At 37.2% G+C, this 22,521-nt stretch carries 21 protein-coding genes; all 21 read right to left on the minus strand.

The window, feature by feature from the left end; translation table 11 throughout:
• Window positions 1-25: 25 nt before the first annotated feature.
• Window positions 26-1,192: a nucleotide sugar dehydrogenase gene (locus VEIS1202513_RS05770; protein ID WP_213466967.1), complete on the minus strand. Its 1,167-nt coding sequence runs from the start codon at window positions 1,190-1,192 to the stop codon at window positions 26-28.
• Window positions 1,193-2,290 (minus strand): NAD-dependent epimerase/dehydratase family protein, encoded by a 1,098-nt coding sequence (locus tag VEIS1202513_RS05775; protein ID WP_213466969.1) that lies wholly within the window; start codon window positions 2,288-2,290, stop codon window positions 1,193-1,195.
• A 26-nt stretch (window positions 2,291-2,316) separates the two neighbouring features.
• A complete protein-coding gene (locus VEIS1202513_RS05780) occupies window positions 2,317-3,768 on the minus strand; it encodes a lipopolysaccharide biosynthesis protein (RefSeq protein WP_105085433.1) in 1,452 nt (483 codons plus the stop codon).
• Complete coding sequence (locus tag VEIS1202513_RS05785; RefSeq protein WP_213466970.1) at window positions 3,768-4,907, minus strand: CapA family protein; 1,140 nt, start codon at window positions 4,905-4,907, stop codon at window positions 3,768-3,770. Before VEIS1202513_RS05785 ends, VEIS1202513_RS05780 begins: the two co-directional genes overlap by 1 nt.
• Window positions 4,885-5,817, minus strand: a complete 933-nt coding sequence (locus VEIS1202513_RS05790) for an ATP-grasp fold amidoligase family protein (RefSeq protein WP_213466971.1) — start codon at window positions 5,815-5,817, stop codon at window positions 4,885-4,887. Before VEIS1202513_RS05790 ends, VEIS1202513_RS05785 begins: the two co-directional genes overlap by 23 nt.
• Window positions 5,795-7,036 (minus strand): O-antigen ligase family protein, encoded by a 1,242-nt coding sequence (locus VEIS1202513_RS05795; protein ID WP_213466972.1) that lies wholly within the window; start codon window positions 7,034-7,036, stop codon window positions 5,795-5,797. Before VEIS1202513_RS05795 ends, VEIS1202513_RS05790 begins: the two co-directional genes overlap by 23 nt.
• A 19-nt stretch (window positions 7,037-7,055) precedes the next feature.
• Window positions 7,056-8,123, minus strand: coding sequence for a glycosyltransferase (locus tag VEIS1202513_RS05800; protein ID WP_213466973.1), 1,068 nt, complete (start codon window positions 8,121-8,123; stop codon window positions 7,056-7,058).
• Window positions 8,120-9,169, minus strand: coding sequence for an NAD-dependent epimerase/dehydratase family protein (locus VEIS1202513_RS05805; RefSeq protein WP_213466974.1), 1,050 nt, complete (start codon window positions 9,167-9,169; stop codon window positions 8,120-8,122). Before VEIS1202513_RS05805 ends, VEIS1202513_RS05800 begins: the two co-directional genes overlap by 4 nt.
• A complete protein-coding gene (locus VEIS1202513_RS05810) occupies window positions 9,162-9,884 on the minus strand; it encodes an IspD/TarI family cytidylyltransferase (RefSeq protein ID WP_195185978.1) in 723 nt (240 codons plus the stop codon). The genes VEIS1202513_RS05805 and VEIS1202513_RS05810 overlap by 8 nt, the downstream gene beginning before the upstream one ends.
• Window positions 9,885-9,893: 9 nt before the next feature.
• On the minus strand, window positions 9,894-10,760 hold the full coding sequence (locus VEIS1202513_RS05815) for a LicD family protein (RefSeq protein ID WP_213466975.1): 867 nt from the start codon (window positions 10,758-10,760) through the stop codon (window positions 9,894-9,896).
• Window positions 10,761-10,771: 11 nt separating this feature from the next.
• Window positions 10,772-11,458 carry a sugar transferase gene (locus tag VEIS1202513_RS05820; protein WP_213466976.1) on the minus strand — a complete coding sequence of 229 codons (687 nt, stop codon included), beginning with the start codon at window positions 11,456-11,458 and terminating at the stop codon, window positions 10,772-10,774.
• The gene (locus VEIS1202513_RS05825) at window positions 11,452-12,657 is read right to left on the minus strand and encodes a DegT/DnrJ/EryC1/StrS family aminotransferase (protein WP_371732204.1); all 1,206 of its coding nucleotides are present in this window, start codon (window positions 12,655-12,657) and stop codon (window positions 11,452-11,454) included. Before VEIS1202513_RS05825 ends, VEIS1202513_RS05820 begins: the two co-directional genes overlap by 7 nt.
• A 69-nt stretch (window positions 12,658-12,726) precedes the next feature.
• Entirely contained in the window at window positions 12,727-13,338 is a 612-nt protein-coding gene (locus tag VEIS1202513_RS05830) for a CpsD/CapB family tyrosine-protein kinase (RefSeq protein WP_213466977.1), read from the minus strand.
• A gap of 1 nt (window position 13,339) precedes the next feature.
• Complete coding sequence (locus tag VEIS1202513_RS05835; protein ID WP_213466978.1) at window positions 13,340-14,785, minus strand: GumC family protein; 1,446 nt, start codon at window positions 14,783-14,785, stop codon at window positions 13,340-13,342.
• Window positions 14,786-14,905: 120 nt separating this feature from the next.
• Window positions 14,906-16,732 carry a polysaccharide biosynthesis protein gene (locus tag VEIS1202513_RS05840; RefSeq protein WP_105094449.1) on the minus strand — a complete coding sequence of 609 codons (1,827 nt, stop codon included), beginning with the start codon at window positions 16,730-16,732 and terminating at the stop codon, window positions 14,906-14,908.
• 36 nt (window positions 16,733-16,768) lie between these two features.
• Window positions 16,769-17,512, minus strand: a complete 744-nt coding sequence (locus VEIS1202513_RS05845; RefSeq protein WP_213466979.1) for a polysaccharide biosynthesis/export family protein — start codon at window positions 17,510-17,512, stop codon at window positions 16,769-16,771.
• Window positions 17,513-17,931: 419 nt separating this feature from the next.
• A complete protein-coding gene (locus VEIS1202513_RS05850; protein WP_060924775.1) occupies window positions 17,932-18,642 on the minus strand; it encodes an ABC transporter ATP-binding protein in 711 nt (236 codons plus the stop codon).
• 1 nt (window position 18,643) lies between these two features.
• Window positions 18,644-19,405, minus strand: coding sequence for an ABC transporter ATP-binding protein (locus VEIS1202513_RS05855; protein ID WP_213466981.1), 762 nt, complete (start codon window positions 19,403-19,405; stop codon window positions 18,644-18,646).
• Between the two features lie 11 nt (window positions 19,406-19,416).
• The gene (locus VEIS1202513_RS05860; protein ID WP_213466982.1) at window positions 19,417-20,427 is read right to left on the minus strand and encodes a branched-chain amino acid ABC transporter permease; all 1,011 of its coding nucleotides are present in this window, start codon (window positions 20,425-20,427) and stop codon (window positions 19,417-19,419) included.
• Window positions 20,427-21,308 carry a branched-chain amino acid ABC transporter permease gene (locus VEIS1202513_RS05865; protein ID WP_005387034.1) on the minus strand — a complete coding sequence of 294 codons (882 nt, stop codon included), beginning with the start codon at window positions 21,306-21,308 and terminating at the stop codon, window positions 20,427-20,429. The genes VEIS1202513_RS05860 and VEIS1202513_RS05865 overlap by 1 nt, the downstream gene beginning before the upstream one ends.
• A 16-nt stretch (window positions 21,309-21,324) precedes the next feature.
• Window positions 21,325-22,473, minus strand: a complete 1,149-nt coding sequence (locus tag VEIS1202513_RS05870; protein WP_213466983.1) for an ABC transporter substrate-binding protein — start codon at window positions 22,471-22,473, stop codon at window positions 21,325-21,327.
• Window positions 22,474-22,521 lie beyond the last annotated feature (48 nt).

Below are 22,521 nucleotides of genomic sequence, written 5' to 3' on the forward strand. Positions count from 1 at the left end.
AAACGCCACAATACGTATACTCACATTAATCGCGGTCAAAAATGTCTCTTGTGTAAACTTTATCCTTCACATCTTCTAAACTCTTATCCCAACGGTTAGCTACTATGACATCACTAACACGTTTAAAGTCTTCAAAGTTACGAATCACAGGGGAATTAAAGAAGTCTTCTGCATCAAGAGTCGGTTCATAAACAACTACTGCAATCCCCTTCGCTTTAATTCGTTTCATTACACCTTGAATTGCAGATGCTCTAAAGTTATCAGAGTTCATTTTCATAGTCAAGCGATAGATACCAACAATTTTTGGGTTCTTTCCTATAATAACATCTGCTACATGGTCTTTACGAGTTCTGTTAGCATCTACAATAGCAGAAATTAGATTTTGTGGAACATCATTATAGTTAGCTAATAATTGCTTAGTATCTTTTGGTAAGCAATAACCTCCATAACCAAAGGATGGATTATTATAGAAGTCGCCTATACGAGGATCTAAACAAACACCATTAATAATCTGGCTTGTACTAAGGCCACGCACCTCTGCATAAGAATCTAACTCATTAAAGTAAGCAACGCGCAATGCTAAATACGTATTAGCAAATAATTTAATAGCTTCTGCTTCCGTAGAATCCGTATATAATTGAGGCACATTTTCTTTGATGGCACCATCAGCTAATAGTTGACCAAAGCAACGAGCCCTTTTAGAGTCTTCTCCTACCACAATACGGGAAGGATGTAAGTTATCATACAAAGCTTTACCTTCACGTAAAAATTCTGGAGAGAAAATCAAGTTTTCTGTATTGAATTCTTTACGCATTTGAACTGTATACCCAACTGGCACAGTTGACTTGATAACCATAACAGCATCAGGATTAATATCTAGTACTGTTTTAATAACTTGCTCTACAGAAGAGGTATCAAAGAAATTCTTTTGAGGATCATAATTAGTAGGGGTTGAAATAATAACATAATCAGCACCTGTAAAAGCCTCTACAGGATCCAAGGTAGCTTTAAAGTTTAATTTTTTTGTAGCCAAATACTCTTGCAATTCTGCATCTACAATAGGTGACTCTTTGCAATTTAACATTTCTACCTTTTCAGGAATAATATCGAGGGCTACTACTTCATTATGTTGTGCTAATAAAACACCATTTGAAAGGCCTACATAGCCGGTCCCAGCAATTGCAATCTTCATTTATTTGCCCTCCGTCATATAAAACTCTTTATACCATATAGCAAATTTCCGTAACCCTTCGCGTAAAGATGTATTCGGTTTGAATCCAAAATCTTCTTCTAGAGCACTTGTATCTGCATAAGTGACAGGTACATCACCGGGTTGCATAGCTACTAATTCTTTATGGTTTTCAAAATTGTAATCTTCTGGTAATACACCAACAGAAACCAATTCCTCTGAAAGAATACGTACAAAATCTAGAAGATTTTCAGGATGGCTATTACCAATGTTATAGATAGCATATGGTGGTACTGGCAATCCATCAGCTCCGTTACGACGCTCTGGTGCTGCACACATAACCTTAGATACGCCTTCTACAATATCATCGATATAGGTAAAGTCACGTTTACAATTACCATAGTTAAAGATTTTTATGGTCCCGCCACTACGCAATGTATTAGTGAAACCAAAGTATGCCATATCAGGACGCCCTGCAGGACCATAAACCGTGAAGAAACGAAGTCCTGTACTAGGAATGTTATATAACTTGGCATAAGAATAAGCCAATAATTCATTTGATTTTTTTGTAGCCGCATAAAGAGATACGGGATTATCTACTTTATGATCTGTAGAGTATGGAATTTGTTTATTTGCACCATACACAGAAGACGATGATGCATAAACTAAATGCTCTACTCCACTTTCACCGTTATCATAAGAATGACGACAAGCCTCTAATATATTGTAAAAGCCAATAATATTAGACTCAATATAAGCATCAGGATTCGTAATAGAATACCGCACACCCGCCTGTGCTGCTAAATTAACAACAATACGTGGTTTATACGTAGAGAAAATTTCTTCAATAAAGGTCTTATCTGCAATATTCCCTTTTTTAAATATCCACGTATTTTTATTATCTTTGCTCATCTCATCAATTTGTTGCAATCGATAATCTTTTAAGGCCACGTCATAGTAATCATTAACAGAATCTATTCCGATAATTTGAGTTCCTTCTGCTTCAGATAACAGGGACATAACAAGATTAGCCCCTACAAATCCAGCGGCTCCCGTTACTAGGATCACCGTGTTATTTAAGTCTACATTTTTTGAAAGCATATGTACTCCTTTCATAGTTCTGTTAATTATGATCGTCTTACTTTACTTAATAATTTATCAACGCCAGAAGTGATAATAGTGCGCTCAGATGGTATGAGATATAAGATAACTACATACAATACAACGCATAAAATCATACAAGCTATAGTCCACCATACCGCATCATATAAATGTAAAATACTATATGCAAGAGCACCAACAATAGATGCAGTAATTAGATATACACCTATATTAGTAATCACCCGAAGGGCACTCATATGTATAAATAATGCTAAGAAAATCATGGCAACCATTAACATTTCCATACGTACTATTGAACGAGCATAGACAAATGTACTAAAGTCATACTGAATACAAATATATATTACCGGTATTAATACAACTAAATGTAATATTTGAGTCCAGAATGATAAATTAGGAACTCCTTTTGCACGGAATACTTCAGAAATCAAATTCGCTGTTACTGTCATAATAGCGGAACTCAAGGCCCAAGATCCCAATACAATACCTGCTAACTTCCATTGTGGTCCCAATAAGAGATCAACAACAAAGTCTTGGAATACAAACAAGCCTATTCCTATAGGTACTAAAAAAAGAGCCATATAGCGTTGGAAGGTAAAGAATGTATTGGAAAATGCCTGTTCATCCTGTTGAACTCGACTTAAAGCGGCAAATAATACAGGCGCCAAAGATGAAGTAGCCATGGCCATAACAGTTGTAACAATAGCCATAGGCATTTTGTATATCCCTAAATAATAGGCATCTAAAAAGCGACTAATAATGAAGGTATCCACCCATGCAGTAAGCCAAATAGAAAATGCTTCAGCCAATGACCATGCACTATAACTGAACATGTTCATAAAGACTCGAGAACTAAAGAAGAGATGGATTTGATTTTTCCTACTCTTCAATAAGGCCAAAGCCGTAAATAACTGAGCCCCTAACATACCAGCGATTAAAGACCAATAGTCATATCCCATGAGCGCCATAGGTATGGATATCAATATAGGAGTCAGAATTGTGATGAGCCGAATGTTAAGAAGAAACTTAAAGTTAAAGTCCCGTCTATACAAGGCCATTTGTACACTACTGAAAGCAGAGAGCGGAATCATGGCCCCCATTATGGCCAATGGTATGCCTAAGCCATCATTTCCAACTAATACGGCCAGTTCATCACGACCGACTATAATAGCCCCCCACAAGAGTAAAGAAAGAACTAAGTTAGCAATAAAAGCTACATCTGTAGCCTCCTGTTTTTCTTTATCACTTTGAAACTCATGCTGTACAAGAAATTTTTGGAATCCCGCATCAGCTAGCATTTCTGCAAAGGATATAACCATCATAATTGTTGCCAATATCCCAAATGCCGTAGGTGCTAGCATATGGGCCAATATTATATTTGTTAGTGGTGTAATAAGCTTTGCTAAAACCTCTGTTATGACAGACCATTTAGCAGCAGCTACTATTTTTGTATCCATTATTTTTTATTGATATTCTTAATGCCCCGCAAGAATAATTCATGGTGAGCTTCACATTCCAAGTAATTTTGAATTGCTAAATAACTTGTTTTTCCTAAAATGAGTTGCATTAATTTTCGTCCAAATAATCCATTTATTGCGCGGATAATAAAAGATCTACCTAAAAATTCACGCAAATATCGCTTTACATGAGTATCAGCAAACTCCTTATATGCTTGAACAACAAAATGAGCATCTCTAATGTTTTCACTTCGCTTTTTATATTCCGTCAATGTTTCAAGGGCTTCTGATTCAGTAGCCAAACGGGTGCCCCTTTCGGTACCACGAATTGGCACTTCAGATACAACAAAGGTATCCTTTGTAGCCTCTACACTGATTAATAAGGAATCTTTTACAAACTCCTTATGATGTATATAGGATTCGGAGTTAAAGATAAAGTTACCTTGGCCATAAATAATAGTCCCCTTACTATAGTCCTCACGAGAACCTATACAATGACTATGTTGGCAAATTACAAGGTCTGCCCCTTTATCAACAAATTTTCTGCAATATCTTTGTAACATTGGCGATGGATAGCGATAAAACTCCTTCCCACCATGATATAGGACGATAACATAATCACAAGTTTTCTTTAAAGCTTCTACATCATCAAAGCTCTCTAATACATCAAATGGATTAGCCCCCATTGTATGACAAGAAGCAACGGTAAACTCATGTTCTGCACATAGGTAAAATCCTATACGTATACCTTCTTTTTCAAAGATAAATGGCTTTTTAGCTGCTTTTACATTAGCACCAGCACCTGCATTTTTAATATCATGCTTTTTTAATAACTCCAGTGTAGTAGTTAATCCATCTACACCATGATCTAAGGAGTGATTATTAGCCAATGTTAAAAATATAGGCTCTAAAGCTTTATAACCATAGATTGTTTTTGTAGGAGACTTTAAATTATTACCAAATTTATTAATCGGAGTAGATGCATCTGTTAAAGGCACCTCTAAATTAAATACATTTAAATCAGATTCCTTTAGAAGTCCCAGTAACTCCTTACCAACCAAAGCCTCTCCATTACCAGTTTCAAATAATACTCTATTTATATCCGTAGGAACAAAATCAGCTCCGATGTACAGTTTCAAGGTGTAACCACTCTCCCAATTCATAATCTTTTGATATAGGACGAAACTGTTCTAATCCCGCACCAGGGAAGAACGTTAACTCTCCAATATACAGTCGTCCCTTTATTTCATAGAAATCAACACGTAAAAACGGGCAGTCTTTACTAAGTTCCGTAGCAAGTCTTAACATCTCATCATATGTTTCAGGTCTCGGGAACTCTGTTGGCAACGGTGGATAATGACCAAAATGAATTCCCATAGGTTTCCAATCGATATCATAGAAGTTCATACGCGTTCCAGTTTTAGAAAAACGGTCAGAACAAACTACAGTCATCTTTGGTTCACCGTGGAAACAATACATCTTATAATCTAAGATTTCATTGCTACCTAATTCAGATAAGTATTCCTCTGCGATAATCCGACGAGGAACCTCTTTATAAGGCCACTCTCGAGCAATACGTGAATAATCCCGTTTTAAGGATGTTCTTAATTTAGCTTTGGCTGCTTCCCGATCAAGGGATGACTTATCTTTACAAATAACGATGCCCCCACTATCATGTGTACACTTCAACACAAACTGATTAGGCAACGTATCAAAGTCAATATTCTCTACGGAATCCCAAACAGCAAGTGTGGGAATTATATATTGATCACCTACACGGTGAGCAATAAAACCTTTAGCCTCATGCTTATCTACCATGACCGTTTGTACAGGCTCTCTATAATTAACCTTTAGCCATTGTAACTTTTCGCTGAAAGTTTTTGGATTCTCTAAATCTAAAGGATATCCCATGTATTTAGGAAATACCTTCTTTAAAAACTCTTCATCAGATAAAGAGTCATAATAACCTAATTTGATCAATACTCTCGTGCGATAGTAAGGTTTTGTTAAAAAGGACATGCCAACTTTACACAACTTGCTGAGCTTCATTTTTACGTCCTTTCCGGAGCAATTGCACCTCTAAATAAAACATCATCATATAAAAATATGTACTTTTACTTTCATAAGAAACCATGCCCATATCCATAACAATTTGAGAAAGGAATAGAATCAGTACCATTACGTATTCATTACTATGAAAGTTCCGATAACGAATTAAGTTATAGGCAATGTATATATACATTGAGTAATACGCCAATAAGCCAATTACACCTGTACCTGCTAATAGTTCAATATAGTTATTATGTAAGTAGTAATTCTCTTTACCGTATACGAAATAGGTAAATACTGAAGGGTTATTTACGCCAACCCCAGTTATAGGGGATTGATAAAATAAATCCCATCCAATATCAACCAAAGCCATACGGATAATAGTTGATGAATCGCCACCAGTACCAGAAAAGGCATCCACCATACTCGACATACGGTCTAGTACCTCTGAAAACATAGGCAATTGTAAAACTGCAATACCAACTAACGTAAGAGCTAATAAGGATCCTATAATTTTCGCAATAGAATTCACTACATTAGCACTGCGTAAACTTTTAAATACAAATAGTAAGACTGTACCAACAACAACGAACACTAACGCTTTACGACTGCCGGTAGCCGCTAGAATACCCAATGTAGGTAAGGCTATAATATTCCACCAACGAGGACGATCATACAACATATAATACAATGTCATAACGATCGCATTGGCCCCTAATAAACCTACTGTATTCGCATTTAATGCATCATTGGCAATTCGAGCAGAAGATGACAAAACGGTAATAAAATAATCTAAACCATAGAAATATACAGTATAAAAACAAACTATATAACCAGTCCACATACCAATCTTTAATAATGTGTCCACCGATTTTTTATCTTGATAACACATGTATAGAATGATAAGCATAAAGAATATCTTGACGATATCAAAGCTTCGACTGAGTGCTACAGATGGCTCTATAGCATTAATAGTACTCAGATAACAGGCTCCAATGAAGAGGAGCATATAACCATGCATCCAGGTAAGCCTAAATTTAATAACTCCCCGCTCTCGAATGAGATAACAAATAATAAGTCCAAATAGGCATACAAATAATACATAGGCACCATAATTCGCATCGCCAAGGGCAAAGGAAATGGTCAACGACAACACTAAAAAAATTAGAGTTATGAACCATATCATGCGGTCAGCAATAGCCGTAATATTTAACTTCAATGGTTCTCCTCCTTACAACTCATAAAACATCTAACCAACGTTTAGCAATTTTGCATAGTGGGAATTTGTCACGCACCTTAATGGCTTCTCGTGAAAGTTTAGTTGCCAATGCAGGGTCTTTTAGAACGCTACGCATGGCTTCATACATAGCCTGTGTATCTCCTACAGGCACCAAGATACCATTCTCTCCACTTGTTATGACCATACGAGCCCCACCTACTGGACAGTCTGTAACAACTGTAGGCAAGCCCATGCCTAGCGCTTCAAGCATAGAGTTTGAAATACCTTCAAAATCAGATGATGAAACATACATAGAACAAGGTGCGACCTTCTCTAAAATATTACTAGCAAAGCCAGGCAATAAAATTCTATCCTCTAAATTAAGAGATTTAATTTGAGCTCGTAGTTCATCCTCTAAAACGCCTTGCCCATAAATGACGAGTTTATACTCTGGGAACTCGTCTGCTAGCATACTAAAAGCATTGATCATCATAGGCAAATTCTTTTGCGGATGCAATCGACATGCTGTAACGATTGTCTTTTCCCGTTCTCCCTCAATTGGTGGTGGCAATTTACCATTAATAGGATTTGGAATGATAACACCACGCTTTTGTACCGATTCAGGGAAATATGAACGTGCATCTTCCGTTTGGAATACTAACGCATCAGCAAATCGAAAGGCAAAATTACGCAGCGCTTGTTGATGCCAACCGATAGGTACCTTACGCGGATTATTTCGCTCCGAAAAGACAATGCGATTGCTTACAAACCAAGAACTAATCGCCAAGATGAAACTCGATGCAGACAAGAACGATAAGCATGTAGCATTAGGTCTTGTCTTCAAGATCTTGATTAATTCTTTTATTTCTTGCATAAAACGAATCACTTTATTAGAGCTAGTAGTATGAATTTTGATTTGCTCAATACCCTCCTCTAAAGCATATTCGTTACCATATCGATTAGGGCTTGTTTGGATAACCGTAATATGGTGACCATCATGCACCCATTGACGAGCTAACTCTGTTAAAATTCGTTCAGCTCCATCATTGCCAAGGGAGATGGTAACAATGATTATTTCCTTTTTCATAGTCCTTCCTCTTGGATATATTCTGCAAATCTTACATAAGCCTGCGCCATTGTTACCTTAGGCTGCCAGCCTAAGGACTTTAATTTTTTTGAACTCAAGAACATGTGCACTGTCGGCGCATAGCCTAAGCCTTGTACATCTTCTGGAATATCAAAAATGACTTCACTCTTATCATGACTTACATGAGTTGCTACTAGATGCGCAATACTTGCTATAGATCGAGTTTCCTCATCATGACATACATTGTATGCTTCACCAGCTTCTCCGTCCTTCATAAGGGTTAAAATGCCCGTTAATGCATCAGTAATATAGCAATAATTAGACATAGAATCACCCTTTGTATGAAGTACAATATTTTCATTTTTTAGAGCACTCTTAGTGAATTGCATAAATACGCGATTATCTGAAACAGGAACACCAGGTCCAAAAGTTTGTGCCAATCGAGCTATAACAGCTGGAACGCCAAATTCTACGGCATAAGATTTACAATAACACTCACATAATCTTTTACTTTCAGAATAAGAGCTACGCACATTTAAATGATCTAAATATCCTAATCGCTCTTCAGTCATCACCTGTCCCGATTCATAAGGAACACCATACTGTTCCATACTCGATAAGTACACAAGTTTTTTTACCGTTTTATGATGCCCGAGTTCTAACATAGCTTCAGTACCATGAATTGATGTACGAATCGTTTCTACAGGATGCTCTATAAAGAACTTTGATTGTGTTGGTGCTGCACCATGTAAGATATAATCACAAGGCACATCAATAGATTCTAAAGAACCATCGATAAGTGTAATGGAATCATTATCTAAGTAGTTACCTAATATAGCCTGTGCTTTATCATGACTTCGTACATGACCTATTACCTTTACGTCTAAGTTAAAAGTCTCATTAGCAAGTATAAGTAATTTTATAAACATAGAGCCAATAAGTCCCGTCGCACCTGTCACAAGAATGCGCTGATGGCGGAGGAATTCAAAGTACTCTTTGTCTTGTAATAAAGCTGTTAACTCGCGTTTAATAGCGGAATTACTCATCTTGTAATCCTCCTAATTCACGGTTTTTAATAATACCTGTGAACATATAATAATCAGATGGTGTAGTAATCTTTATATTTTCTGTTTCTCCTAATACTGGATACAAGGTGTATCCATAATGCATCATCATGGATGCAGAATCTATAAAATTATGGATGCCTTCTGTTTTAGCTCTATCATGAACCGATAAAATATCATCTAGTTTAAAGCTTTGGGGTGCTTTTGCCATAAGGCATTCACTACGATTTAAAATTCGGTTTATAGAGCCATTATCTGTAACCATAACGGTTTCAATAGCAGGTGTAACCGTAATAGCAGACCCCTTTGTTTCTACAGATTCAATATTTCTCTCTATTGTTGCCTTATCCACAAGTGGCCTAACACCATCGTGAATCAATACGGTAACCTCTTCATTAGGAAATAATCGTTTTGCCTCTGTCAATCCATTATATTGAGAGTCTAAAGCACTGTCTCCACCTGGAACAATGGATACAATTTTTTGTAAACCAGCCTCTTTGATGAGGTTTTTAGTATGATCAATCCACTCTGCTTTGCAAGCTAAAACAATACCGTCAATAGAGTCGGTTTGTTCAAACACATCTAAAGTTTGAATCAAAATAGGTCTACCGTTCCATTCTAGAAACTGTTTTGGCGTCTTGCTGTTATTCATTCGAGCACCTACGCCACCCGCAAAGATTACTGCTATTCGTTTCATAGGCCCTCCTTAAGGTTGAGCTTCGTTCTTGGCATAATGTATGCCTCTATACTCCTTGTAAGGTGTATGTAAATCAGCAAACACAGCATCATGTTTTGCTACACGCTGTTCTACTGGTGGTAATTGCATATAGTCGCCCCAAATAAGACGTAAATATCTTTCATACCCTTTCATAACAGGTATCTGATGACCTTCAAAGTCTTTATATACAACAGAAGCAAAGTCTTCGCGAGGATGACGCAACTTCATGCCTTTTAAACTACCAATTAACTCAGTACACTCCTTGCTCGTATTAAAATCATATTTGGTCATTTGCTTCTCTGCAAATCGCCATATATGGTAACGTAATGACTGACTAGAGAATACCTTGTAAATACATCCTGCTAATGCACGATACATCGGTCCTTTATTATCCGGTAAACGTTGTGCATTAAAAAGTGCAAAGGTCATAGCCCACATAAGTTGTAGCGCTCGACTAATTTTACCTGGTGCACAGCCATCAATGGGCATGATTTCAAGAGCTAAACCATGACAAATATCTTCGTGCATACTATGACGATTAATAAATGTCGTGTTGTTATCTCGAATAGAAGCACCCGCATCATGATAAATATGATTTCGATCAGTTCGACAATAGGTATACCGTTCTGTATCTGCATATTTAGGCCATAATTCAGCTAATTTTTCATAATCTGGACGTGGCATAAATAAATCTAAATCGTCATCCCAAGGGATAAAGCCATTATGACGTATTGCCCCAATGAGGCCACCGCCACAGAGATAAAAGCGCAAATTATGTTTGTCACAAAACTCTTTAAAGTACAGCAACATACTAAGCTCTTTTTCTTGTATTTCCTTTGTCATAGATGTACTCATAGGAACCTCTCTTAACGTAAAACAGCTAGTACGGTATCAATCATCGTTTTAATATCTTGTAAAAATGAAAACTCTTTAATACTCTTTAAATTCCAAGCCATTTTGCCTGGTAAAACCTCATTGATATATACTTCATCAACATTTTTAGCATTTTGTAAAAGTTGATCTTCATCTTTATAAGCAATACTTGCAACACTTGTTACCCCTGCTGGTAATAACAAAGTTGCTTTCATTTCATTTGTGTAAGCCGCCACATAGCGAGGCACCTCTGGTCTTGTACCAACAAAGCTCATATCTCCTAATAGGATATTGATTAACTGAGGCAATTCATCAAGACGACAGCTACGAAGCATATTGCCTACCTTTGTAACGCGCATATCATTTTGTGATGTAACTTGAGCACCTAATGATTCCGCATTTTTTACCATAGTTCGGAACTTATAGATTCCAAAGGTGCGGCCATACTGTGTAACCCGTGTTTGACGAAAGAAAACCTCTCCTTCGCTATCCCGTTTAATCATGATAGCTAACACAAGAAATACAGGACTTAAAATAATGAGCATCCCTGCGGCTATAACACGGTCAAATATGCTTTTACAAAGAAGGCTTGTTCGTCTTTGATTCAATATTTCAAAATATGGACGCACCTCTTCACACTGCAACTCTTGTGGTAGATCGTGAAAGTTTTTTACTAACATTCGGTAATAATCCTTTTAAATGTTTCAATGATATATTGCACTTCTTCATTCGTTAGCAATGTATGAAGAGGCAATGTGATTTCATTTTTAAATTGATTATAAGCATTTGGATAATCATCAATGGTAAATCCTAAGTTCTTATAAGCCGTATGCATAGGAATTGGCTTATAGTGAACATTGGTTGCAATACCCGCTTCAGCCATAGCTTCAATTACCTTATTACGGTATTCAGCATCTTGACCATCTAATCGTACTAAATATAAGTGGCCACTACTTTGATGCTCATCAGTATAATGATGTAACAATGTAACAGGTAAATCTTTAAAACCTGCATCATAAGCTGCGATGATTTCTTTACGTCGTGCTAACAGTTTTGGGTATCTTTCAAATTGAGCCAAACCAATAGCCGCCATAATATCGGTCATATTACATTTATAATATGTACCCTTAATATCGTATTCCCATGCACCAGCCTTTGTCTTAGCAAGGGCGTCCTTATCTTGTCCATGCAAAGATAATAATTGGAATTGCTTATAAATGACTTCATCATCAATACCATCTATATGTCGCCATGTAGCACAGCCCCCTTCGGCTGTGGTAAAGTTCTTTACTGCGTGGAAGGAAAAACTACTAAAATCAGCTACATTACCAGTTGGTATACCTTTGTATGAAGCACCAAAGGAATGGGCACAGTCCGCTACGATAGGAATATGTGCCAATGCTTTTTGAATATCATTGGCAGGTGTAAATAGCGATTTCTTTTCGTTTACAATAGAGCGTAAACGGTCATAATCACAAGGTACTCCTGCAATATCTACTGGAATTATAGCTTTTGTTTTTGGTGTAATAGCACGAGCCACTGCATCATAATCCATTTCAAATGAATCTTTTTGGGTATCTACAATAACTAGTGTAGCCCCTACATGAACAACAGGACTTGCACTAGCAGTATAGGAATAGGCACTGGTAATAACTTCATCGCCAGGTCCAATACCTAATACACGAAGAGACATCTCAAGCGCTGCGGTAGCAGAGTTTAAACAAACAGCTTTAGGTGTACCTAATTGTGCCGCAATCTTTTTTTCCAATTCTTTAGTACGCGGTCCAGTTGTAATCCAACCACTCTTTAAGGCTTCAACAACTTCATTGATTTCTAACTCTGTAATATCAGGAGGGGAAAAATTAATTTTCATATACATCACCTCATTACTTTCTGTACCTTGTCGATACGCTTGATTTATCTAATGGAATATATATTAAATTATTGACTACACATCAATGACGATAGAACCTAATAAAGGAATTCCAACTTGAGTAAGTCGTTTCTTAGCTTCTATTAAATCTTTAGGACCTGCGACTTCATTTTTAACAACAAGCATAACACCATCAGATTTTTCAGCTAATACAATGGCATCCGTAACATCTAATACTGGTGGTGTATCAATGATAACTACATCATATTCGTCGCGGATATAATCCCATATTGTAGATAATTTACTAGAATCTACGACTTCAGAAGGATGTTCAACTATTTCGCCTGCAGTAAGCACATCTAAATGAGGGACAATATTGCGATGAATCGTCAAATCTTCATCCATAATAACTGCGTTAGTAAGGCCTTTATTTTGCACGTTGAATGCTACATGCTGAACTGGATTACGTAAATTACCATCTACCAAAAGAACTTTGTTATTATTCTTCGATAAAGCTAATGCCGTATTAGCCGCTACCTCAGAGGTGCCTTCTCCACTAGTAGCAGCGGTGATACAAATGATCTTACATTTATGTTGATTACATACGTATTGTAAATTGCTACGCAATGTACGATATGCTTCTACAAGTGGTGTATCCCCACGCTCATTAGAAATTAGTCTAATCATATTAACCTCTCACTTTACGCCACAATGCTACAATACGATTGCTTGGTTCTTCATATTCCTTTTTTTCATGATTTGGAATAACACCTAAATTTTCAATGCCAAGAATATCATTGATTTCTTGTACCGATTGAACCTTGCGGTTGCAGAAGAACTGACCCAATGTGTAAAGGCAGCCTAAGATAAAACCCAAAATTGCAGATCCTAATAAAATAAGGATTTTACGAGGTGCAATAGCCTTTTCTGGCAATGTAGGAGCATCTACAATTTGAACTTCATTTGGTACCATTACTTCAGCTACTTTAGCTTCTTCCAAACGCTTAGATAGCATTTCGTAAATGTCTTGGGCTACATCAACATCACGTTTTGCCTGGATATAGCCACGTTCTTTTTCAGGTAGGTTTTTCATAGCCTCTTCGTTCTCTTTATCAAGATTAGCTAATGTAGATTCTTTACCTTGTGCTACGGCTAAAGCCGCTTCATTTCTGAATTTATCTGCTAACAAACCTTGCTGTGCAGAGTTGCTAGATGGTGCTTGTTGAGATGCAATAGCATTAATTTCAGCATTTAAACCACTCTTAGCTTCTTCGATTTGTTGGTTAATCTCTTTCATTGCCGGATGCTCATCAGTATATTTACCAACATAGGAGGCCTTACGAGATTCTAAGTCGGCTAATTGTCCTTTATATGCTTGAACAGTGGCACTATCAGCAATACTTTTACCTGCAGAGCCTAATTGCTCATTAATACTGCCTAAAGCCGCTTGCGCCGTTTCCAAATCCAATTGGTTTTGAGCTTTCTCACGATCGATAAGGGTAATCTTATCCGTTAAGCCCTTCATTTGATCTGCGGTGGAGTAAACCTTGTTATCCACTTGGAATTGTTGCAATTTCTTTTCTGCTTGCTCCAATTCTTCTTTTGCAGTTACTACGCGTTTTTGCAAGAACTCCCGTGTCGTCCGTTGCTCAACATGTGAAATGTCTGCTAAGCGATTCAAGAATGTATCAATTAATAATTGATTTGCCTCTTGTGCTTGCTCTGGACTTTTACCTGTGACACTCACTTGTAATAATTCAGTTTCTTTATATGGTTTTGTTTCGATACGCGTTTTAACAAACTCTTCGTATGTAGGTGCTTTACCTGTTCCCTCTGGATCCTCAATCGCTGAAATAACAGGTTCTACAACATTACGACTCTTTAAGATTTCTGCATCTGTATTCATCAATTGGCGTGCCATAGAATCAGAATAACCATTAGCACTTGATAATACAGAATTACTTAATCCTTGAGATTGTTTAATGCGCAACATAGATGTAGATTGATATGTAGATGGTGCTAGGAGACCATATGCACCACCCAATACTATACATGCTACCGTAATATTGATAATCTTACGACGTCGTTTAACGAGGACTCTACCGACCTCTTTTAAATCAATAATTTGTTCCACCCATATACCCCTTTCTGTGAAAGTATACAAACAACAGGGTCTCTCCCTCTTAGGAATAGTTACTGTATATCTCCCTCTCACGTAGACTACAGCTCTAAATAAATGATTGTAACTAAATTGTTATACATTATGATTTGGATGATATGTAGGAACGATGTCTTGTAATACATTGATTACATCCAAGTCAGATTTACATGTTTCAAAGCGATCAATTTCACGGCTTAACCATTCTTGATTTACATCTTCTAAGGCAGCTTCAAAGATTTTCTTATGTGTAGTTGTATTAGTACCTTCTTCAGCAGTCAATAATTCTTCATATAGCTTTTCACCTGGACGCAAACCAGTAAATTCAATGCGAATATCTTTATCAGGCTCAAATCCAGAAAGACGAATCATATTTTTCGCTAAATCAACAATTTTTACTGGTTCACCCATATCTAATAAGAACACTTCACCACCATTTCCCATTGCACCAGCTTGTAATACAAGTTGGCTTGCTTCTGGAATAGTCATAAAGTAACGAGTCATTTCAGGATCTGTAACTGTTACAGGTCCTCCAGCTTCAATTTGTTTGCGGAATAATGGAATAACAGAACCGCGACTACCAAGAACATTACCAAAGCGAACAGTAATAAACTTTGTATCGTACTTGTGATTCATACCAAGTACAACCTTTTCTGCCACCCGTTTCGTAGCCCCCATAACACTTGTTGGATTTACCGCTTTATCTGTGGAAATCATAACGAATCGCTCAACACCATGTGCTCCCGCTACATCTGCCACATTACGAGTGCCATAAATATTATTTAACACCGCTGCAATCGGTTGGATTTCCATAAGCGGTACATGTTTATGAGCTGCTGCATGGAATACTACATCTGGTTCATAATCGGTAAAGATTTGGTCTAACTGATTTTTATCTCGAATATCAGCAATAATGGGAACCAATGTACCTTCAGGCACAATTGAACGCAACTCTTGGTGAATAAGATAAATACTATTTTCACCATGACCAAGTAACAATAGTTTTTTAGGTCTTACCCGTAATACTTGACGACAAATTTCAGAGCCAATAGAACCACCTGCACCCGTAACAATAACGACTTTATCTTTCAAATATGGTTCTACTTTTGATGTGTCTAGATGAATCTCATCACGTTCCAATAAATCTTCAATGGAAATAGGATGCAAATGAGATACTAAAACCTCATCATCTAATAATTGGTACATCCCAGGTAATGTATTGATTTTACATTTTAGAGGTGAGCAGATTTCCATGATTTCTCGAATAACATCACGTTTTACCGATGGCATAGCAATGATAATTTCTTCAACCTTATATCTTGCTACAAGCATTGGAATATCTTCACGATTCCCTAAAATTCTAAAACCATTCATCAACCGGTTATGTTTATACATATCATCATCAACAAAGCCAATAATACGTCTTGAACGCTTATGATACCGTTCAATTTCACGAGCTATAATTGCACCAGCATCACCAGCACCTATAATGAGTGTATTTACTTGGCCACTTTCACCATCATCCCCATTACTATAGTGAAGCGCCACATAATGTAGCAACATACGTCCCATACCTACTGCACCAGTTGTAAGGAACCAAGTAATAAAATAGATTGATCTTGGTAATGATTTACCAAATACAAACATAGAGGAGTAAAAGATTGCTGTACCTACTGTCGTAGCGACAAATACTGCCAATACCTCTCGCATCCCTGCATAACGCCAAATACGCGTGTACAAATGCATAAGCAAGAACATCAACATATACGAAATAAGCAATATTGGCAATGCGTCTACCATTTGGTCAATATATCGAGGTTCAATATAGCCATCAAATCTAATAAATAAACTAATGAAAGCAACAATAACAATCGTCGCAATATCGGCAATAAACAGTATGGCTGGTAATAAATATGAACGCAAAAGAACGCCCCCTTATATGTGAGATAAACCCTATCCTTAATCCTTACCGATACGTGATACCATGTATGCACTAGTCAAAATTGGAGCAATATCACGAGCAAAGTTAATACGACTATTTTTAGTCAAGTAAAGAACATCCCCTTCTCGCATAATATAGTTTTCGGACATATCTCCAGTTTGTAACATGCGATTTAAATTAATAGGAATTGGTTTTTCAGGATTGTCTTGATGAATTAAGTAAATTTTCTTTTTAGCTGTATCCCAGTTAAAGCTACCAGCAGCACCAATCGCATCAAGAACAGTACTAGACTTAGTCAATGTATAAGCACCAGGCTTATTAATCTCACCGAATACGTACACCCGAACTCCTCCGAGTTTTGTAACATTTACAGTAATATCCGGATTAATAATGTACCGAGATAAACCTTGCTGTAATTGGGCGGTAAACTCATCGACGGTTAAACCATCTGCTTTCACTGGTCCCACCATAGGGAATGATACATATCCATCAGGACGAACAGTGTACATAATATCGTTACCATTACGTGTACCAAGATCTGCTTGTTGTACAACTTGAATAGTTAGTTCATCACCTTGTCGTAGACGATACACCTTATCAGAGCTCACTACAGATGCACTAGTTTCTAGTGGTGCGTGTCCTTCAGTTTGTAATATTTTAGAATCGTAAGACTGTTCAGCTGTTACATTAACAGGTGCAGCCATGGATGTTGTTGTGGCACATAAGAATGCGGCCATCATCATATACTGTTTTTTATTCATATTTTACCTCTTTGATTTACATTCAACTCACTCAATACAACACTTTATTTTTTTAGAATTATTAATCCTAAAAAATCGGTTAAGTTATTTTATCATTATTTTAAACTTTCTTCCATAAACGCAGACCGTTCTGAGCTAACTTCATTAAACCTTTAAGAATAAATCGCGTAAATATAAGGTTTTCACCATTTAATTATGTGTATTTTTTTACGCATTTCACTCATATTTCACTCGTTTTTTTCATTAATTTTAGATATATAAATAAAAAATATATAAACTCAATTCATAGTCGATTCATAAAATCATCAAACACTCATCAATTTTATTGATTAAATAAAAAAATAAGGTGTATATACTAGTTTTCTAGTATATACACCTTATTAAAAATTTTAGATAAGTCTATCGACTCAAAGTATTAATTATTCAACACGACCGCCTAAATATGCTTCCATAACGCGAGGATCATGACGTACTTCGTCAGCAGGACCAGATAATACCATCTTACCTGTTTCCAATACATACGCATAATCAGCTATTTTTAATGCTTGTCGTACATTTTGTTCTACCAAAAGAACCGTAGTTCCTTCAGCACTAATCTCTTTGATAGTTTCAAAGATTTCGTTTACTACTAATGGTGCAAGACCCATAGATGGTTCATCCAATAATAACAATTTTGGACGTGCCATAAGGGCCCGACCAATAGCCAACATTTGCTGTTGACCACCAGATAGTGTACCACCTAATTGATAACTACGTTCATCAAGGATTGGAAAGCGTTTAAATACTTTTTTGATATCTTCTTCAATCTCATTATCATTACGGATATAAGCACCCATTTCTAAGTTTTCATAAACGCTCATATCTTGAAGGATTTGACGACCTTCAGGAACTAAAGAAATACCACCATGTACAATTTGATGTGTTTTATGACCAGTAATATCTTGGCCTTCAAATAATACTTTACCAGATGTTGGCTTTACAAGGCCCATTATGGTCTTCATAGTTGTAGACTTACCAGCACCATTAGCACCAATCAAGGATACAATAGAACCTTGTGGTACTTCTAAACTGATATCTTTTAAGGCTGTAATATGTCCATAACCAGCCACGATGTTTTCTAGCTTTAACATATTACGCCTCCTCTTTCCCTAAGTATGCTTCAATTACAGCCTCATTGTTTTGAATTTCTTGAGGTGTACCTTCAGCAATCTTTTTACCAAAGTTGAACACTACCAAACGATCACAAATATTCATCATTAATTCCATGGCATGTTCAATAACTACAACAGTAATACCAAGGTCGCGAATTTTACCAATCAATTGGCGTAACGCTTCTGTTTCACTATCATTCATACCTGCTGCTGGTTCATCTAGCAAAATTAATTGAGGATGTGTAGCCAAGGCACGAGCAATTTCAAGGCGACGTTGTTTACCATACGGCAAAGATGTAGCAACCTCTTCAGCATCGTCTTCAAGACCTACGAGTTTTAAAAATTCATACGCAATGCCACGACAACGCTCTTCTTCGATGCGTTGGCGTTTTGTTTTCAAGAAGCTAGACAAGAAGCCAGATCCAGTACGACAATGCATACCAGTTAACACTGTTTCCAAAGCTGTCATATTGCCGAAGAGACGAATGTTTTGGAATGTACGGGCAATCCCCATTTCTACCGTTCTATGAGGCTTGATGCCTACAACAGACATACCATCAAATACGATTTCGCCAGAACTTACAGGGAATACACCAGTAATCAAGTTAAATAATGTAGTTTTACCAGCACCATTTGGCCCAATAACACCAAATACTTCACCTTGTTTTACACCAAAGGATATACCTGTGAGAGCTGCAACGCCACCAAAGCTTTTACTTACGTCATTTAATTCTAATAGCATTCAGTTCCCTCCTATCCTTGTTTTTCTTCTTGTTTACGTTTATACGCTTCAAAACGTTCTGTTAATACTTGTGATTCAGGAATATATGGTGCTTTCTTAAAGCCTAATTTACGACTAATTTTGTCTACCATAGATTCTGTTAAAATACCATCTGGACGAACTGCCATCAAGATGACTAGTAATGCACCATAGATGATGTCCCGATAATCGGATAAGAAGCGTAATACTTCTGGCAATAATGTAAGAATAAAAGAACCTAATACGGAGCCCCATACTACATTAGAACCACCAAATACAGGGAACAATAAGATTTGTACTACCTTGTGATAGCTAAAGTCTGTAGGATTGATAAAGTTTGTAATATGAGCATACAAACCACCGCCAATACCAGCGATGAAAGCACCAATGATAAAGGCCATCATCTTGTAGTATACAACGTTAATCCCCATTAATTCTGCTGCATGATCATCCGCCTTAATCGCTGCAAAGGCACGACCAACACGACTATTATTAATGCGCACACAGAAGGCAATAATCAATACTAAAATGATTAGCAAAATAATAATAGCCATTAAGTTGCCCCATGCAACAGCATCGATGCCCATTAAACCATCGATATCAAGTTCATAGGCTAAATTTGTTAATTCTTGAGGAATAGATGGAATACCAGAAAGGCCTAACGCACCATTAGTAATGTCCAAATTCAAGAAAATAACACGCACAACTTCGCCAAAACCAAGAGTAGCAATGGCAAGATATAAACCGCGAAGACGTGTTGTTGGCAAGCCGATAATAACGGCTACAAAGCTAGCAACTAGGCCACCAACAATGATGCCTACAACGATAGGCAAATCAGCTTTCAAAGAAAGGATAGCGCCTACATATGCACCAACGCTCATAAAGCCAGCAGCCCCTAAAGAAAGCTGACCACTTGCAAGTGTAAAGTAAATAGAGATACCCATGATGGCATTGATGATGAAGAACATCACGATCTGTAGATAATACGGATTCAATAAATCCATTATGGTCTCCCCCCTTTATCTTTAGAACCAAACAAGCCTTGTGGGCGCCAGAATAATAATAGGATGATGAGGCCAAAGGCCACAGCATCACGGAATGTAGATGCGCCATAGGCAACAGAGAAGATTTCTGCTACGCCTAAAATGAAGCCGCCAACCATAGCGCCTGTAATATTACCAAGGCCACCTAAGATAAGCACTGCAAGGCCTTTAAAGCCGATGATAACGCCCATTGTAGGCTCAATAGCATTAAAGGACAAACCTACTAATACGCCTGCAGCAGCACCTAAGGCAGATGCAATCATAACAGTAACAGATATAATCATGGTTGGATTAATACCCAACAAAGCTGCCGTTTCAGTGCTCATGGATACAGCGCGGATAGCCTTACCAATTTTAGTTTTCTTAATAACTACATTAAGAATTAACATTAACACAACAGAAACGCCTAAGCCAATAATTTGTACCATGGAAATTTTGAAAGCTCCAAAGTCGATTAGGCCACCAATATAATCTGGTGGGAAAGATCTTGTTTGAGGGCCCCAAAGCAATAATGCCAAACTTTCAAGGAAAATAGAAACACCAATGGTACTAATAAGTGGTGCCAAGTGAGACACCTTTTTCTTGCGGAGTGGACGAAGCGCCACAAATTCTAAAAGATAACCGAGGATAGCACCGACAGCCATAGCTACGATAAGGGCTACAAAAATGTTAACGTCAAAAACAGTTACCATAAAAAGACCAACGAAGGCACCTATCATAAAGATGCCTCCGTGTGCCATGTTGATGATATTTAAAACGCCAAACACAAGTGTTAAGCCAATAGCGAGTACAGCATATAAGCTACCGAGGGTTAACCCGTTAACTAATTGTTGTAAAAACACTATATTACCTCAACTTTTATTTTTTTAATGCGTCAAATTGACCGTTTTTAATTTGTAAAACTTGAACTTCCATGGAAGGATCGCGTTTTTCGTTGAACTTGAATTGACCAGTTACACCAACGAAGTCAGCAATATTTTTCAAAGCTTCGCGGAATTTTTCACGATCTGTAGTAGAACCTGCTTTTTTCAAAGCTGCTTCATAGAGGTATACTGCATCATAAGCTTGAGCTGCGAATTGGTCTGGTTCTTTACCGTATTTATCTTTGTAAGCTTTACGGAAGTCTTTTACCTTTTGATCGTCTTTGTTAGGGAACCAAGGTGTACCTACGATAACACCATCAGCTGCAGCGCCTGCAATTTTAATGAATTCAGGGCTGTTGAAACCATTAGAACCAATTACAGGTTGATTCATACCCATTTCACGCATTTTTTTCATGATTAATGCGCCTTCTTGGTAAAGAGAAGCAACTACGATAACATCAGGTTTTGCTTGTTGAATCTTAGTTAATTGTGCAGAGAAGTCAGTATCTTTATCTGCAAATGTTTCAGTATCAACAATTTGTACACCTTCAGCTTCCAATGCTTTACGAGCTGTATTATTTACAGATACCATTTGGTCATTGTTGTTGGAGTACATAATAGCTGCAGTTTTGAAGCCTAAAGTTTTATGTGCTTCTTTAATTGCAGTATCTACTGCCAAGGATTCAGGTACAGCGTTACGGAAAATGTAATCGCCGATATCTGTAATACCTTCAGCAGTTGTAGATGTGCCAAGAGCTACGATTTTGCTTTTGTTTGCTACAGGACCTGCTGCCATCATTTCGCCAGATAACATTGGGCCGATAACAGCTACAACTTTATCCTTAGAAATTACTTTATTCATTGCATTAATTGCTTCGTTTTTATCACCTTTAGTATCTTCTACTAATAAGTTGATTTTTACAGCATTTGCATCAGCGTTAATTTCGCTTACTGCCAATTCTGCACCAGCTTTAATGGACTCACCATATGCTGCTGCACCACCAGTTGTTGTTGTTAACAATGCAATTTTAGCCTCATTGCTATTTGCATTACCTGCATCTTTATTACTGCCACAACCAGCAGCAACTGCCATTACACCAGCAAGACCAAAAATGGCTGCTTTTTTTAACATGGATTTATTCATGCTACACCCTTCCTTTGAAACATAAAACTTTAAATCTATATCTATATT

This window comes from Veillonella orientalis, assembly GCF_018406505.1.
Classification (GTDB): Bacteria; Bacillota; Negativicutes; order Veillonellales; family Veillonellaceae; genus Veillonella; species Veillonella nakazawae.

What these genes read in the sequence shown, in the direction of transcription:
- VEIS1202513_RS05815 (WP_213466975.1), bottom strand. Translation starts at nt 10,760, where the DNA reads ATGAGTACATCTATGACAAAGGAAATACAAGAAAAAGAGCTTAGTATG.
- VEIS1202513_RS05850 (WP_060924775.1), bottom strand. Translation starts at nt 18,642, where the DNA reads ATGTTAAAGCTAGAAAACATCGTGGCTGGTTATGGACATATTACAGCC.
- VEIS1202513_RS05775 (WP_213466969.1), bottom strand. Translation starts at nt 2,290, where the DNA reads ATGCTTTCAAAAAATGTAGACTTAAATAACACGGTGATCCTAGTAACG.
- VEIS1202513_RS05855 (WP_213466981.1), bottom strand. Translation starts at nt 19,405, where the DNA reads ATGCTATTAGAATTAAATGACGTAAGTAAAAGCTTTGGTGGCGTTGCA.
- VEIS1202513_RS05845 (WP_213466979.1), bottom strand. Translation starts at nt 17,512, where the DNA reads ATGAATAAAAAACAGTATATGATGATGGCCGCATTCTTATGTGCCACA.
- VEIS1202513_RS05860 (WP_213466982.1), bottom strand. Translation starts at nt 20,427, where the DNA reads ATGGATTTATTGAATCCGTATTATCTACAGATCGTGATGTTCTTCATC.
- VEIS1202513_RS05870 (WP_213466983.1), bottom strand. Translation starts at nt 22,473, where the DNA reads ATGAATAAATCCATGTTAAAAAAAGCAGCCATTTTTGGTCTTGCTGGT.
- VEIS1202513_RS05810 (WP_195185978.1), bottom strand. Translation starts at nt 9,884, where the DNA reads ATGAAACGAATAGCAGTAATCTTTGCGGGTGGCGTAGGTGCTCGAATG.
- VEIS1202513_RS05780 (WP_105085433.1), bottom strand. Translation starts at nt 3,768, where the DNA reads ATGGATACAAAAATAGTAGCTGCTGCTAAATGGTCTGTCATAACAGAG.
- VEIS1202513_RS05830 (WP_213466977.1), bottom strand. Translation starts at nt 13,338, where the DNA reads ATGATTAGACTAATTTCTAATGAGCGTGGGGATACACCACTTGTAGAA.
- VEIS1202513_RS05800 (WP_213466973.1), bottom strand. Translation starts at nt 8,123, where the DNA reads ATGAAAAAGGAAATAATCATTGTTACCATCTCCCTTGGCAATGATGGA.
- VEIS1202513_RS05825 (WP_371732204.1), bottom strand. Translation starts at nt 12,657, where the DNA reads ATGTATATGAAAATTAATTTTTCCCCTCCTGATATTACAGAGTTAGAA.
- VEIS1202513_RS05790 (WP_213466971.1), bottom strand. Translation starts at nt 5,817, where the DNA reads ATGAAGCTCAGCAAGTTGTGTAAAGTTGGCATGTCCTTTTTAACAAAA.
- VEIS1202513_RS05770 (WP_213466967.1), bottom strand. Translation starts at nt 1,192, where the DNA reads ATGAAGATTGCAATTGCTGGGACCGGCTATGTAGGCCTTTCAAATGGT.
- VEIS1202513_RS05820 (WP_213466976.1), bottom strand. Translation starts at nt 11,458, where the DNA reads ATGTTAGTAAAAAACTTTCACGATCTACCACAAGAGTTGCAGTGTGAA.
- VEIS1202513_RS05805 (WP_213466974.1), bottom strand. Translation starts at nt 9,169, where the DNA reads ATGAGTAATTCCGCTATTAAACGCGAGTTAACAGCTTTATTACAAGAC.